Origin of the sequence: Kocuria sp. WRN011 (genome assembly GCF_002295155.1) — a bacterium.
GTDB lineage: Bacteria > Actinomycetota > Actinomycetes > Actinomycetales > Micrococcaceae > Kocuria > Kocuria carniphila.
Genome location: NZ_NSGI01000004.1, coordinates 268,034 through 281,656, shown reverse-complemented (window position 1 = coordinate 281,656; position 13,623 = coordinate 268,034). Strand labels below are relative to the sequence as shown.

Here is a 13,623-nt window from a genome sequence, read left to right as displayed (position 1 = left end):
AACCCACCAGAATTCATGGGACCCACAGTGCAGAGGATTGAGGAGCAATCATGACCCAGAACCCTGACGAGAACATTGCCGGCGAACCCCTCGGAGCGCGCGGTGACACCGGCGAGACCATCGGTGCGACAAGTGACGCGCAGAACCCAAACCTGGAAAAGGACCCCGAAGAGTGGGTGAGCGGTAACGACCCGATGACCGAGTCCCAGAAGTCCTACTTGGACACGCTGGCCAAGCGAGCGGGTGAAGAGCTGCCCGCTAATCTCACCAAGGCCGAGGCCTCGGAGCACATCGACCGATTGCGAGGTTCCGGGTCCTGACTCGTCCCGCCGTGTTCGACTTGGGCGGTGGGGCAGCGTGACCAGTAGATTGGTCGGGTGACTGATACGAGCTCAACCACCGTTCATTCCGTCGAAACCGGCGACGGCGATCACCGCGTCGTGTTCCTCCACGGCCTGTTCGGCCGGGGTAAGAACTTCAGCATGATCGCCAAGGGTCTGCAGCCCGAGTTCCGCAGCCTGCTGGTGGATCTGCCGAACCACGGCCAGTCGGACTGGACCGAGGAACTCGATTATCTGCAACTCGCGGATCAGGTGGCGGAGCATCTCGAGAGCAGTTTCGCCGCGGACGGCCCCGTGGACGTGGTCGGTCACTCGATGGGTGGCAAAGTGGCCATGGTGCTTGCCCTGCGTCATCCGGAGTTGGTGCGCAAGCTGGTGATCATTGACATTTCGCCCGTGGGTTCGGGGTCGAGTCGCAGCGAATTCCACCACCTCCTGGACGCGCTCGCGGCCGTGGACATTGAATCCGCCGAGCGCCGCTCCGACGTGGACGCCGCTCTCAAAGACCCCATCCCCGAGGCCGGCGTGCGCGGGTTCCTGCTCCAGAATCTCAAGAACGATGGCGACGGCCTGCGTTGGCAGCCCAACCTCACCCTGCTGCGCTCCGAGCTGGAAACCATCATGGGCTTCCCGGACATCGAGACCGATCTCAACCAGGTCCAGTTCCCCGGCCGGGTGCTCTGGATCGCCGGCGAGAAGTCCAACTACGTCAAGGACGAGGACGAGCCCGTCATGCGCGCGCTCTTCCCCAGCACCATTCGCTTGAAGGTGCGCGGAGCCAGCCACTGGGTGCATTCGGACCGCCCGCAGGAAGTCATCAATGCTCTGCGGACGTTCCTGTTGTCCGAGCGGAAGTAGGGATCGGAAGGCCAGCTTTAGGCACAACATTTCCTCACATGACGCGATGTACGTGGTTCTCGCAGGGGCGTTGGGATGCAAAGTGCTGACCTTTGACGCGCGCCTCGCAAAAGCTTCCGACCGCTGCGTCACACCCGGCTGAGAGTATTAGCGCACGTCACACGCGGCTGTTAATCAGTTGTCTTATGGTTTCTTAGATACGGTGGCGGGACGCTACCTGAGGAGAGTCATGAACACCGATCTGGCCCGCCGCCTATTCGTCACTGCCGCTGAAATCTTCTGTGTCATCGGCACGCTTGTGGGAACAGGGGTGATCGGTACACGGGTTGCGGAGTCCTCCGGTGGTGCGCTCTCCGCTGATGCCACTCTTATTGCCCCGCTCGGCACGGCGTTCTCGATTTGGTCCGTGATTTACCTCGGCCTCTTCGCCTACACCATCTGGCAGTGGCTCCCTCGCGTGGCCACCACCTCACGCGAACGCCGGATCGGGTGGCTCGCCGGCATCACCATGATCCTCAATGCGGTGTGGTTGCTGGTCACCCAGGTCGGTTGGATCTGGGTCAGCGTCCTGGTCATCCTGGCGCTCGCGATCACGTTGGGAATTCTGGTCAAGCGTCTGCGCGAAAATCCCGGGACGACGCCGCTCGGTAAGCTCATCGTGGACGGCACCTTTGGCTTGTACCTCGGTTGGGTCACGGCGGCAACGTGCGCCAATATCGCGGCAGCCGGATCCGCATCAGGCTGGGGTTCTGGAGGCCCATCAGATGAGTGGATCGCCGTGACCGTGATGACCGTTGCGGTGGTACTGTCCGCCGTCTACGTGATCGTCCTGGGCCCCCGGTTCGCGGTGGCCGCCGGTATCGCCTGGGCACTGGCCTGGATCAGCGTGGCTCGTCTCACCGATGAGCCGGCCTCACAGCTCGTCGGTATCGCGGCGGGCATTCTGTCCGCGATTGTTCTGATCATCTGGGCTCTAGGTCGTGGACGGCTCTACCGGTCAGCTCGTCAGTGCCGCAGCCTGGATCGAGAACCCGCTTACTCCTGAGGGTCGGCAGTGCGGGGTCGTTCAGCTCGCGGATCATGAGTAACAGCCTCGGCATCTGCATGAGCCTCCGCCTGGGCACGCGCATACCCTTCGCGCACTTCAGGAGGGCCGTACTGACCGTGCGCCAGTCCCAGCAAAGTCACTAGTTCCTTGGGCCCGCCACCGATGGTGGCCGGAAGGGCAATCATGCCCTCGCCCATCATCCTTTGATTGGCCTTGGCCAATTGGCGTGTAGAGCCCGTCAGCTGAGATTCGTAGCGTTCGTAGCCTTCGGAAGTCAGCTTCATCGCGACCATGGTTGAACGGCTCACGCGCGCCAGCCCCATTCCTTCCACCTCGTCCCAGCGGATCTCGAGCTCGGGATCGGTGCCCGCCGAATGGGGCTTCCCGTAGCGGAAACCCTGTTTATCCAGAGTCAGTTGCCGCTTCTGAACGATCTGGGAGAACAGGGACGGAATACCTAAGATGCCGAAGAACACCACCACCAGGAGCCCGATCCAGAAGGATCCGGACCCGAACATCCCTGCTACCGTCGCGGCCTGTCCATAGGACGCGAACATCATTCCCAGGCCGAAGAGCGTGAAGACCAGGGTGAGCAGAAACAGGAAAATCAATTTCCCGCGGTTCGTTGAAAGCTGCACGGTTCCGGAATTCTTGAGTGTTTCGAATTGCCCTAGGACACGTTGATCGTTCACGTTAACCCTCGCCCTGGTTGTGTGATGGGGGTCATGCAGTCAGCCACTATTCAGGCTATCGACCGGTGCCACCAAAGCTCGGAACCGCGTACATTCGGTGTGGTGACCAATCGCTCGTCTCGTTCTCATTCGCCGACGGCGCCGGGGTCCTCCGCAGCTGGCGTCGCCTTGGTCGTCGCGGCGGCGCTCGTTACCCAGACCGGTGCGGCCATTGCGTATCAGATCTTCGATCGCGTGGGTGCGCAGGGCGCGGTTTTTCTGCGCCTGCTCATTTCGTCGGTGCTGTTGTGGATCGTGTTCCGACCTTCGGTTCGTGCGATCACGGCCAAGAACCTGCCGGTGATCCTCGGCTTCGGGTTGAGTCTCGGCGCCATGAACATGTGTATCTATCAGGCCATTGCCCGCTTGCCGCTTGGTGTTGCGGTGACCATTGAACTGCTCGGGCCACTGGTGTTGTCGGTGGTGTTGTCCCGCAAGCTCAGTGGTCTGCTGTGGGCGGGGCTCGCGCTGGCGGGAGTGCTCCTGCTCAGCGGAGTTGGCCCCAATACCGAGGGACTGGATCCGGTGGGCGTGGCCTTCGCCTTGGCGGCCGCGTGCATGTGGGCGCTGTACATCCTCATGTCCCGCCAAGCCGGGCGGGAATTTCCCGGCACACAAGGTCTCGCGCTCGCCATGGTGGTGGGTGCGCTCCTGGCCGCGCCATTTGGAGTGGCCAGCGGCGGCGTCGAACTCCTGGACCCGTGGGTATTGCTGATCGGCGCGCTGATCGCCGTGATGTCCTCGGCGGTACCCTATGCCCTGGAGCTCGCATCGCTGCGGCTCCTTGCTGCGGAAACGTTCGCGATTCTGGTGAGTCTGGCACCGGCGATTGCGGCGCTCGTGGGGTGGGTCATGCTGGGTCAGGCACTCGATGTTCTGGAAATCGCGGGCATCGCGCTTGTGATTCTGGCCAGTGCCGCTGCCGTGCGATCGGCTCAACTGTCGTAACAGTGGCCGTGCCGGTCCCCGGATGTATTTGAGGGGGATGGCCACCACACGGATAGCCTGATTCCATGGGATTTTCGCGTGCAGAACTTGAGACATTCCGCGATCGCACGGTGCCAGACCTACTACCCGATCCGTTAAGCCTCTTGTTCGTCGGGATCAACCCGAGTTTGTGGACGGCGGCTACGGGCGCTCACTTCGCGCGGCCCGGCAACCGCTTCTATCCGGCTCTGTACCGAGCGGGCATCACCGACACTCTCATCGACGCGAGGGACGGCTACACGGAATCGGACCTGGCAGAACTGACGAGCAAAGGTATCGGCAACAGCAACATCTGCCCGCGGGCCACCGCACGGGCAGACGAGCTGTCCCGAGAAGAACTGCTGGCCGGTGCGGACCGGTTGAATCGGCTCGCGGCCGAGCGAAAACCCAAGGTGGTCGCTGTTCTGGGTATTACCGCCTACCGCTCGGCCTTCAAACTCCCGAAGGCGCAACTGGGAAAGCAGGACTCCCCGTGGCCCGGTGTGCAGTTGTGGGTCGCGCCTAACCCCAGCGGTCTCAATGCCCACGCAAGTGTTGACGATTTAGCGGCGGCCTACCGGGAGATCGCGAAGGCCGCTGGAATTATTGTCAAACACCCTTGACGTCGAATGGTAAAGCTTGCTTGACTGAGTCAAGCGCGCTTTACATAGCCGGAAGGGCCGCACAAGCCCATATCAAGGGAGTCATGATGGCAACAACAACCCGCACCGCTGGCAAGGCACCACTCTCGGCCTACGTGCTGAGTATCGTCATGGCGCTCGTGCTCGCGTCCATCGTGGGGGCCATTGCCTCGGTGTTCTACGACGAGAACAGATTGCTCGGGTTCGTGATCTTTTCCGCATGCACCGCCGGCACGTTCTTCGCCCTGGGCTGGGTGCTTTTCGTCTCCAAGTACACCGTGGAAGAAGATGCACACGCGGAGGACAACATCGAGCACCGCTGGTATGACAAGGCCACCTCGGGTGCATTCCACGACATCATCACCACGGCCGGGATCGCTTTGTTCGCGCTGGCGATCACCCGGCTTGAAGTCAGCGGGATGGTTGTTCTGACCCTGATCCTCGTGTTGGCGGTGGTCAGTTTCGCGGTTCGTTTCTGGGTGGCCAGAAGGCGGGACTCCTAGTGGAGAACATCATTGCCGAGCAACGCGGGGAGCGGTCCTGGTCGCAGGCCCACTTGGCCGCGTTGTTGGGGGTGTCCCGGCAGACCGTGATCTCCATCGAGCGAGGCCGTTTTTATCCGAGCCTCCCACTGGCGTTCCGAATCGCTGAGGTGTTCGGCTGTCGCATCGAGGACTTGTTCACACCTCAGGCCACACCCGTCTCTGATCCCGAAAAGAGCTGACCGGGAGCCTCTCCGGGGCGACTGGGCGAGCGTACGCTTGACGGTACAGGGCGGCGAAGATCGTTCACGATGAACACTCGGTCGCACCGCCAGCATGTCTAGTGCTAGAGGGGTGCCGTCATGAGCACACTCATCATCATCCTGCTCGTTCTACTGGTGGTTGTGGTCTTGCTCGCCATCATGTCGATACGAGTCATCAAGCAGTACGAAAAAGGTGTCATCCTCCGCTTCGGACGACTGAACGGCGTGCGGGGGCCGGGGATTCGGCTCATCGTCCCCGCAGTCGACGTGCTCCACAGAGTGTCCACGCGCATCGTGACCATGCCGATCCAGTCCCAGGGAATCATCACCCGGGACAACGTGAGCGTGGATGTCTCGGCGGTGGCGTATTTCCGGGTCGTTGAACCGGTCAAGTCCGTGATCGCCATTGAGAACATCGGTGCGGCCATCAATCAGATCGCCCAAACAACGCTGCGCAAGGTGGTCGGTCAGCATTCATTGGATGACATCTTGTCCGAAACCGATCAGATCAATTTGGACATCAAGATCATCCTCGATCGCGCAACCGTCGAATGGGGAGTAGAAGTGGCCCTGGTCGAACTCAAGGACATCCAACTACCCGAGAGCATGAAGCGCGCCATGGCCCGGCAGGCAGAGGCGGAACGGGAGAAGAGGTCCAAGATCATCAACGCCGAAGGCGAGGCAAGGGCCGCGGCCGCCTTGGGCGAGGCCTCGGACGTCATGATGGCTCACCCGCTGGCCCTGCAATTGCGCAACTTGCAGACCTTGGTGGAACTTGGCGTCGACAAGAACTCCACGGTGGTGTTCCCCGCACCACTCATGAGCACGATCAACGAGTTGACTGAGTTCCTGGAGCGTGAAGGGCACGCGGCGGAGCAGTATCCGACACAGCCCCCGCTACCCGGGCCCAGTCACGACGGAGCAGGGCCCAAGTTGGTGTTGTCCTAAGCAGAAGTCGTCCATCGCAAAGACAAGCACCGGTCAACCGACTCAGTCGATGACCCGGAACCCGATCTCGGGCAGGCTGCCCACCGAACCGCCCCGGGCGAATTCCGCCCACTGGGTTCGCAACAGCCGCCCGCGTTCGTGCATGTCGTTGAGGCTCAGCCCCAGCGCACTGGGCGCGCCCTCCCACGCGCTTGACGGAAAGAGCAACGGCAGTTCGGCAATGTGGGCCGCATTCAACGGATGCTCCTCGTTGCCGTACGACAACACGTAGCCCGTCACTTTGCCGCCGGCTGCCGCGTGCCGCGACGCAAAGGCCTTGGCCCCGGTTCCGTAGATCCGCTTGGTCAGCGGCTTGACCACCAACTGCTCCAGTGCGGGGTCACGCTTCGGTTTCTCGAGCCGCTTGAGGAGTATCGGGACGGCGGCTGCGAACAGCGCGACCTCGCGGGTCGTGTATCCCACAAGCACGTCCACCTGCGGTGCCACCTCGCGCCAGGCCGCATCCAGATCTTTCTCGGCAGGCAGTGGCGCGTGGCCGTACTGCACGCCGAAGGGCATCTGCCCCTTGAGACCGAAGCGTGATGCAGCCTTCTCCACTGTCGATTGAGCCGCGGTCACCTGTTCCCAATGCGCATCGGGAGCCAGACCACTCACGGTGCGGGACATCACCGCGTTCATTTTGCTGCGGCTCTTCATGAGACCGAACGGTGCGCTCTGCACGATCGCACGGCGGAACAGGCCCCGGGTGCCCTCGGCGATCATGAGATGGGCGGCGGCGTCGCCCCCGGCGGATTGACCGAAAATCGTGACATTGGCCGTGTCGCCGCCGAAGGCCGCAATATTGCAATGCACCCAGCGCAGCGCCTCAATCTGATCGAGCAACCCCAGGTTGGCGGGGCTCGTCTGACCGTCGCCCAGATAACCGAACAGGCCCAGGCGATAGGTCACGTTGACGACCACCACGTTCTGCTCGGCAACCAACGTGCTGGGGTCGTAGAACGGCGCGTCACCGGCCCCGGACACGTACGAACCGCCGTGAATCCAGACCATCACGGGAAGCTCGGCGTCCGGGTCGGCGTCCGCGGGCACGGTGATCGACAACCGCATACAGTCCTCGTCCACGGGGAGCTTGCCGATGCTGCTGCCCACCGCGTCGTCCAGCAGCGGCACGGGTGCCTGAGGGCAGGCCGGGGACCACGACGTCGCCTGGATCGGTTCGGTCGCATCGCCCACCGGGGTGGGTGCCTCCAGCCTGTCCGCGCGCGCATAGCGGATGCCGGTAGCGCGATCCACGGGGCCGTCGTGCCAGCCGGCCACGGTTCCCACGGGGGCGTGCCAGATCGGCTGGTTGTGCATTGCGGCCTCAGTCATCGTCCACCTGTCGTTCGAGCAGTCGGCTCATTCCCACGTTGCGCGGTGAACGGTCCTTGAATCCGTGTCGTTCGTAGAGGCTGCGCCCGGGTGGGTCCGCCATGAGACTGACGAACGCGTCCGGGGGAGCATCCTGTCGAATCCGATCTAACAGCCACGTCAGGATCGTGTCCCCGAGCCCTTGGCGTTGATGCTCCGGAAGCACGGCCATATCGATAATGTGGAAGTACCAGCCGCCGTCCCCGATCACACGACCCATGGCCACCGTCTCCCCGGTGGGTGCGTGAATCACGTGCACGGCCGCCCACGCGCCGTCGATACCGGCGAGGGCTTGCTGATGCGTTTTAGGGCTCATGCCCGTGGCTTCACGCAAATACAGGTACGCCGAAACGCTGGGCGGACCCACTCTCAACAAATAACCGGTCGGCAAACTCACCATGGTCACCATTGTGAACCGCTCACCTGGAGAATTGCACACCCACGAAGCCGCCGCGGTGACCTTGGGCACCCAAGGTCACCGCGGCGGCGTCGTGCCTGATTGGATCAGCGTTCAGGGGTGAGCGTGCGCTGATACACGGCCTTGCCATTGGCATTGACCAGTTTGACGGTGAACTCGCTGCCGTCCTCGGGGATGGCCACGTGACCGAAGTACTGGTGGTCACCGTTGCGCGGTGAGGCCATGGGCGGGCCGGCCTGCTCGAAGTCCACGCGGGGCCCGAAGGTACGGTCCAATGTGTTGGGACCAAAGGCTCCCGCGTTGATGGGCCCGGCCACGAACTCCCAGAACGGCTTGAAGTCCTTGAACGCCGCCCGTTCGGGGGAGTAGTGGTGGGCGGCGCAATAGTGGACGTCGCCGGTCAGGAACACCACGTTCTTGATGTCGTAGTCCTTGATGGCCTTCAGGATCCGCGCCAACTGCAGCTCGCGACCCAGCGGCGCACCGTGATCAGCGTTGGAGATGGACTCCCGGTCCTTACCGTCCGGCACGATCAGTCCCAGGGGCAAGTCGTTGCCGATCACTTTCCACGTGGCCCTGGACCGGCGCAGTCCGCGGATGAGCCAGCGGGTCTGTTCTTCGCCCAGGATGTCGGTCTCGTGCTGCTCCTTGCCCGGCGTGTTCTCGCTCTTGAAGGTGCGCATGTCCAGGGCGAACACGTCCAGGTGGTCACCGCGTTCGACCTTGCGGTAGATGCGGGCCGGCTCGAAACCGGTGCCGCGGGAGAGCGCACGGGAGTCCGCGATGGGCATGTACTCCTGCCATGCTTGACGGCCGCGAGCGGCCAGGGTGTCGACGTCGCGCACTTGCGTATAGCGCTCATCCTCGAGGATCTCGCCCGGCCACCAATTGTTGGTGGTCTCGTGATCGTCCCACTGAGCGATCACGGGAACCTCCGCGTACATGGCCCGCAGATTCTTGTCCATCATGTTGTAACGGTGGCGCCCGCGGAACTCGTTGAGCGTCTCGGCCACCTTGGACACCTCCTCTGTGACCACATTGCGCCACAGGGGTTCGTTCGGAACTTCCAGGGTCTTTTCGATGGGATTATCCGCGTAGACGGTGTCTCCGGAGTGCAAGAAGAAGTCCGGCTTGGTGGCGTGCATGGCCGCGTAGCCCCGCATCCCGCCGATGTCCTCGTTGATGCCGTAGCCCTGGCCCGCGGTGTCTGCGGTCCACACGAAGGACTGTGCTGCGGAAGTCTTCGGCCCGAAACGCTTGCCCGGAGCGGTGGTGAAAGTGCCGATGGCACGCTCGCCCATCCGACCCCGATCGTCCTCGAACGCGTACGTGACCTTGAACCGGGTCCCGGAGGGCAGCTTGCCCGCGAAAATCTTGGCCGTGTGATCTGACGTGGGGTTCGCCCAGCCGGAGGTTAGGCGAAGACCGCGGGCAAAGCGCCCGCGCAACGGAGCGCCGTCGGCGGAAATTGCCTGAAGCGTGGCGTGCAGACGACCCGGACCCGAGGAACGCGCCCACAGCACTGCCGAATTGGAGGAGACGTCACCGGAGGCAACGCCGCTGGGAAGAGTCAGGCGCTTGCTGATCAGCCCCGGTACGGGGCGCTCGCCGCGATGGGCGATCGCGGTGCCGGGGAGGGCAATGAGTGCCGCGCCGGCAAGGCTGCCGGAGACGAGTTGACGACGATTGATGGGCGCATTGTTGGTAGGCATGGGTTCATAGTGCGGGCCCCGAATGACATCCAACTTGCGGGTATCTGAACAATAATCGCGCTGGTCACACGCATATTTCCATGATCACGCTTTAGGGGACATGTGATGTTGACTTTCCCCGGGAACGGGCGTAATCCGAGAACTACACAACTACGTCGTGAAGCGGCCGAACGAGCTGGGCATTCGTGCGAGTGACCTGCGGGTTTTTATCTGATCTGAGATCGCCGGGCCGGGGCCCCGTCGAGACACTTTTCGCCGCTGAGTAGTTGGGCCTGTGGGTCGTCAACGCAGTGGGCTTTCACCGTTTTTCCGTGGGAGACACCTGAGGCTCTGGCTCGTTCTGCATGATCAAGCATGATCGGAACCTGCAATGAGTTCTACAGCTAAAACCAAAGTACTGAGTGTGGCCGCCACCCTCGCGCTCGCGAGTTCAGCGGTGGTCTTGACGGGGGCACCCGCCCAAGCGGCGTCGCAACCCTATTTCACCTACGCCAATGGATGGCGTGTTCAGCAGCATCCGCGTTTGCTGGCGGATGTCAACGGCGATGGTCGGGATGACATCGTCGGTTTCGGCGACCAAGGTACCTACGTGGCTCTCGGCCGCGTGAACAGGACCTTTGCACCGCCTCAGTTGAGATTGCGTGATTTCGGATATGACCAAGGTTGGCGTGAGGGCGAGCACCCTCGTCAGCTGGCCGATGTCAATGACGACGGCAGGGCGGACGTGGTCGGTTTCGGTATTGCCGGAACCACTGTTGCCTATGGCCGAACGGACGGCGGTTTCACCGCGCCCACTCTTGCACTGCGTGATTACGGAACCAGCCAAGGCTGGCTCAAGAGTGAGCACGTGAGGGAATTGGGCGACGTCAACAATGACGGCCGGGCGGACATCGTCGGCTTCGGATATTCCAAAACCTACGTGTCGTACGCGCGAGTCGGCGGTGGCTTCACCGCTCCCACGGTTGCAGTGAACGACCTGACAGCGGCCCAGGGATGGAAGATCGGCGAACACCTTCGGGAGCTGGCGGACGTCAACGGTGACAATCGTGATGACATCGTGGCATTCGGTGCCAAGGGAGTCACGGTTGCCTACGCGCGCTCGACCGGAGGATTCACGGCACCAACCGTGAGGGTCGGCGACTTCGGAACCAACCAAGGGTGGAGCGAGCAACGCACTCCGCGTGTCACGGGTGACCTCAACGGCGACCTGATCGAAGACCTCGTGGGATTCGGAAATGCGGGTACCTACGTGTCCTACGGCCGATTCGGTGGTGGCTTCAGCGCACCCACACTGAAGGTGGCCGACTTCGGCAGTTACGACGGCTGGAAGATCGGACACCATGTTCGCACGTTGGCCGATGCCAACGGTGACGGGACCGCAGACATCGTGGGGTTCGGATATTCGGGTACCTACGTGGCCCTGACCCAGCGTGACGGGTCCGTGGGCGCAGCCAGCTTGTGGCTCCGAGAGTTCGGCAATAACGACGGGTGGACCGTGGACCTGTATCCGCGTGTCTTGACCGACGTGAACGGTGACAATCGAGCCGACGTGGTGGGGTTCGGTTACTCCAGCACGATTGTCGAGATGTTGAAACGTAGCTGAGTGGCAGCTCGTTGACACGTGATTCAGCGGCGGCCGTCCGCGGGAAACCGACGGGGACGGTCGCCGCCCCGTGCGTCAAGAGACCGAGTGTTTGATCATCACAGTGCCGGAGCGGATTTAGGCTGTACCGGGTAAGGAGTCAACACGGAAAGTAGGCGCAGCCGGTGGAGATCGAACCCAGGGCAGTCTTTGATGCGGTGGATCTACTGGGTGTGATCACCAATGGGATTCTCGGTGGCGTGGTGGCCCGGCACCTCAAGTTGGACCTGGTGGGTTTCACGTTCCTGGCCATCATTTCCGGGTTGGGCGGGGGCATGCTGCGCGACACCTTGTTGCAGCAAGGGTTCCCGGTGGCGCTCAGTAATCCCGCTTACCTGACCACGGCTCTGGCGGGCGCGCTCATTGCCTACCTGTTGCCCTTGGATCAACGGTGGACGCAGCGCGGGCTTTTCTTTGTGGATACTCTTTCGGTCGGTTGTTGGGCTGCCACCGGAACCATCAAGGGGCTAGCGGCCGGATTGGGATGGATGCCGTCTATCCTGCTGGGCGTGGTCACTGCCGTGGGTGGCGGCATGATCCGCGATGTTGCGGTGGGCCGATTGCCCGCGATCTTCGGCGGCAACACCCTCTATGCGACCAGCGCCTTGATCGCCAGTATCGAGATGTACTTGCTGGCGCAGTTGGGCCAACACACAGTTGGCATGGCCGGTGCCATCGTTCTCAGCGCTGCGATCAGTTTGGCAGCAAGGAAGTTCGGGTGGAGCTTGCCGGGCCCCGCGAACTTGAGTCCCAAAGCCTTCAAACGGCTGGCCCGGCTACCTCGCCCCAAGCGGCTAGCAAGGAAGAAGCGCGATGGTTCTGACCGCGCAGCGGGGCAAGGTGGCGGGAGTAGCATCGGCCAGGAAGGAAGCAACGAGGAGGGCGCAGCATGACATCCACGCAGGTGGCGGAGCAGGTTCTCAAGGGTCAGTCGAACATCAAGGACTGGCAGGAAGAGCTGTACAAGGACTTCCACTCCCACCCCGAACTGAGTTTCCATGAGGAGCGCACGTCCACCATCGTGGCCGAGAAGCTCAAGGAGTTCGAGTTCGAGGTCCACGAAAAGGTGGGGCTCACCGGCGTCGTCGGCGTGTTGAGCAACGGTGACGGACCCGTGGTGCTGATGCGCGCGGACATGGACGCGCTGCCCGTCAAGGAAGCGACCGGCCTGGACTACGTCAGCACCGAGACGTTCACGGACGAGAACGGGAACACGACCCCCGTGATGCACGCGTGCGGTCACGATGTGCATGTGGCCTCACTCCTGGGCGCCGCACGTTTGCTGTCCGAGTCCCAGGACGCGTGGCAGGGCACGTTCATCGCCCTGTTCCAACCGGCAGAAGAACTCGGCACGGGCGCGCAGTCGATGGTGGACGACGGGCTGAAGGACGTGATTCCGCAGCCCACCGTGGCCCTGAGCCAGCACGTGATGGCCAAGCCTGCCGGAACGCTGAGCACTCACGTTGGCCCCTTCCTCTCCATGGGTGCGAGCATTCGCGTGACCCTGTTCGGACGCGGTAGCCACGGATCCATGCCGCACCTGTCCATCGACCCCGTGGTGTTGGCCTCCATGGTGGTGGTCCGTTTGCAAACCGTGGTCTCACGGGAAATCGAACCCGGGGAGTTCGCGGTACTGACCGTCGGAAAGCTGACGGTCGGCTCCAAGAGCAACATCATCGACGATCACGCGGTGCTGGAACTCAACATCCGCGCCTACAGCACGGCCGTGCGAGATCATCTGATCGAAGCCATCAAACGGATCTCCAAGGCGGAGACAGAGGCGTCCGGTTCACTCGAGGAGCCCGAGTTCGAGGTCATCAACAGCTACCCGCTGACCGACAATGACGCAGACACGACCCACACCGTGGCCGAGGCATTCGTCGAGTACTTCCCGGCTGATGCCATCCGCGAGTACGGCCGCCAGACCGCGAGTGAGGATTTCAGCGACATCCCCAATGCGTTGGGCGTGCCCTACACCTACTGGGCTGTGGGTGGAACCGATCCGGAGGCGCACGCGCGGGCGGAGGCCAACGGCACCATTACGCAAGACATCCCGGGCAATCACTCGCCGATGTCCGCCCCGGTCATCCAGCCAACCCTGACGGAAGCCACCGCGGCCATCGTGGTGGCTTCGACCGCCTGGCTGGGTCGGTAGCCGCTCGC

General features: G+C 62.6%; 15 protein-coding genes. 11 read left to right on the top strand and 4 right to left on the bottom strand.

Annotated features, from left to right (window positions below; genetic code table 11):
* The first annotated feature begins 50 nt into the window (after positions 1 to 50).
* The 3 genes from CKW39_RS07515 (at position 51) to CKW39_RS07505 (ending at position 2,244) form a co-directional block, all read left to right on the top strand.
* The gene (locus CKW39_RS07515) at positions 51 to 320 is read left to right on the top strand and encodes a DUF3072 domain-containing protein (RefSeq protein ID WP_095797503.1); all 270 of its coding nucleotides are present in this window, start codon (positions 51 to 53) and stop codon (positions 318 to 320) included.
* Between the two features lie 57 nt (positions 321 to 377).
* Complete coding sequence (locus CKW39_RS07510) at positions 378 to 1,199, top strand: alpha/beta fold hydrolase (RefSeq protein WP_095797502.1); 822 nt, start codon at positions 378 to 380, stop codon at positions 1,197 to 1,199.
* Positions 1,200 to 1,428: 229 nt separating this feature from the next.
* Positions 1,429 to 2,244 carry a hypothetical protein gene (locus tag CKW39_RS07505; RefSeq protein WP_095797501.1) on the top strand — a complete coding sequence of 272 codons (816 nt, stop codon included), beginning with the start codon at positions 1,429 to 1,431 and terminating at the stop codon, positions 2,242 to 2,244.
* Here CKW39_RS07505 and CKW39_RS07500 read toward each other — a convergent pair.
* Positions 2,235 to 2,885: an STM3941 family protein gene (locus tag CKW39_RS07500; RefSeq protein WP_143469952.1), complete on the bottom strand. Its 651-nt coding sequence runs from the start codon at positions 2,883 to 2,885 to the stop codon at positions 2,235 to 2,237. The two genes, CKW39_RS07505 and CKW39_RS07500, sit on opposite strands and share 10 nt — an antisense overlap.
* Before the next feature lie 222 nt (positions 2,886 to 3,107).
* Between CKW39_RS07500 and CKW39_RS07495 the strand changes: the two genes are divergently transcribed.
* From CKW39_RS07495 to CKW39_RS07475, 5 genes are all read left to right on the top strand, one after another.
* Positions 3,108 to 3,926 carry a DMT family transporter gene (locus CKW39_RS07495; protein WP_095797583.1) on the top strand — a complete coding sequence of 273 codons (819 nt, stop codon included), beginning with the start codon at positions 3,108 to 3,110 and terminating at the stop codon, positions 3,924 to 3,926.
* Positions 3,927 to 3,991: 65 nt separating this feature from the next.
* Positions 3,992 to 4,567: a mismatch-specific DNA-glycosylase gene (locus tag CKW39_RS07490; protein ID WP_095797499.1), complete on the top strand. Its 576-nt coding sequence runs from the start codon at positions 3,992 to 3,994 to the stop codon at positions 4,565 to 4,567.
* Between the two features lie 83 nt (positions 4,568 to 4,650).
* Positions 4,651 to 5,088 (top strand): hypothetical protein, encoded by a 438-nt coding sequence (locus CKW39_RS07485; RefSeq protein ID WP_143469951.1) that lies wholly within the window; start codon positions 4,651 to 4,653, stop codon positions 5,086 to 5,088.
* Positions 5,088 to 5,309 carry a helix-turn-helix transcriptional regulator gene (locus CKW39_RS07480; RefSeq protein ID WP_095797497.1) on the top strand — a complete coding sequence of 74 codons (222 nt, stop codon included), beginning with the start codon at positions 5,088 to 5,090 and terminating at the stop codon, positions 5,307 to 5,309. The genes CKW39_RS07485 and CKW39_RS07480 overlap by 1 nt, the downstream gene beginning before the upstream one ends.
* Before the next feature lie 120 nt (positions 5,310 to 5,429).
* Positions 5,430 to 6,278 (top strand): slipin family protein, encoded by an 849-nt coding sequence (locus CKW39_RS07475; RefSeq protein ID WP_095797496.1) that lies wholly within the window; start codon positions 5,430 to 5,432, stop codon positions 6,276 to 6,278.
* Between the two features lie 42 nt (positions 6,279 to 6,320).
* On the opposite strand, the gene CKW39_RS07470 is transcribed toward CKW39_RS07475, so the two are convergent.
* The 3 genes from CKW39_RS07470 to CKW39_RS07460 form a co-directional block, all read right to left on the bottom strand.
* Positions 6,321 to 7,649, bottom strand: coding sequence for a carboxylesterase family protein (locus CKW39_RS07470; protein ID WP_095797495.1), 1,329 nt, complete (start codon positions 7,647 to 7,649; stop codon positions 6,321 to 6,323).
* A complete protein-coding gene (locus tag CKW39_RS07465) occupies positions 7,642 to 8,088 on the bottom strand; it encodes a GNAT family N-acetyltransferase (protein WP_095797582.1) in 447 nt (148 codons plus the stop codon). Before CKW39_RS07465 ends, CKW39_RS07470 begins: the two co-directional genes overlap by 8 nt.
* 104 nt (positions 8,089 to 8,192) lie before the next feature.
* Complete coding sequence (locus CKW39_RS07460; protein ID WP_173674293.1) at positions 8,193 to 9,818, bottom strand: alkaline phosphatase; 1,626 nt, start codon at positions 9,816 to 9,818, stop codon at positions 8,193 to 8,195.
* 370 nt (positions 9,819 to 10,188) lie between these two features.
* On the opposite strand from CKW39_RS07460, the gene CKW39_RS07455 reads away from it, so the two are divergent.
* The 3 genes from CKW39_RS07455 to CKW39_RS07445 all read left to right on the top strand — a co-directional run bounded on the left by CKW39_RS07455 (position 10,189) and on the right by CKW39_RS07445 (position 13,615).
* Positions 10,189 to 11,421 (top strand): VCBS repeat-containing protein, encoded by a 1,233-nt coding sequence (locus tag CKW39_RS07455; RefSeq protein ID WP_095797494.1) that lies wholly within the window; start codon positions 10,189 to 10,191, stop codon positions 11,419 to 11,421.
* A 164-nt stretch (positions 11,422 to 11,585) separates the two neighbouring features.
* Entirely contained in the window at positions 11,586 to 12,353 is a 768-nt protein-coding gene (locus CKW39_RS07450) for a trimeric intracellular cation channel family protein (RefSeq protein ID WP_095797493.1), read from the top strand.
* Positions 12,350 to 13,615: an amidohydrolase gene (locus CKW39_RS07445; RefSeq protein WP_095797492.1), complete on the top strand. Its 1,266-nt coding sequence runs from the start codon at positions 12,350 to 12,352 to the stop codon at positions 13,613 to 13,615. Before CKW39_RS07450 ends, CKW39_RS07445 begins: the two co-directional genes overlap by 4 nt.
* The last annotated feature ends 8 nt before the right edge of the window (positions 13,616 to 13,623 follow it).

Bases quoted from the DNA above. Each gene is read 5' to 3' on its own strand.
- CKW39_RS07515 (WP_095797503.1), top strand. From the start codon at position 51: ATGACCCAGAACCCTGACGAGAACATTGCCGGCGAACCCCTCGGAGCG.
- CKW39_RS07505 (WP_095797501.1), top strand. From the start codon at position 1,429: ATGAACACCGATCTGGCCCGCCGCCTATTCGTCACTGCCGCTGAAATC.
- CKW39_RS07490 (WP_095797499.1), top strand. From the start codon at position 3,992: ATGGGATTTTCGCGTGCAGAACTTGAGACATTCCGCGATCGCACGGTG.
- CKW39_RS07485 (WP_143469951.1), top strand. From the start codon at position 4,651: ATGATGGCAACAACAACCCGCACCGCTGGCAAGGCACCACTCTCGGCC.
- CKW39_RS07475 (WP_095797496.1), top strand. From the start codon at position 5,430: ATGAGCACACTCATCATCATCCTGCTCGTTCTACTGGTGGTTGTGGTC.
- CKW39_RS07470 (WP_095797495.1), bottom strand. From the start codon at position 7,649: ATGACTGAGGCCGCAATGCACAACCAGCCGATCTGGCACGCCCCCGTG.
- CKW39_RS07465 (WP_095797582.1), bottom strand. From the start codon at position 8,088: ATGGTGAGTTTGCCGACCGGTTATTTGTTGAGAGTGGGTCCGCCCAGC.
- CKW39_RS07460 (WP_173674293.1), bottom strand. From the start codon at position 9,818: ATGCCTACCAACAATGCGCCCATCAATCGTCGTCAACTCGTCTCCGGC.
- CKW39_RS07455 (WP_095797494.1), top strand. From the start codon at position 10,189: ATGAGTTCTACAGCTAAAACCAAAGTACTGAGTGTGGCCGCCACCCTC.
- CKW39_RS07445 (WP_095797492.1), top strand. From the start codon at position 12,350: ATGACATCCACGCAGGTGGCGGAGCAGGTTCTCAAGGGTCAGTCGAAC.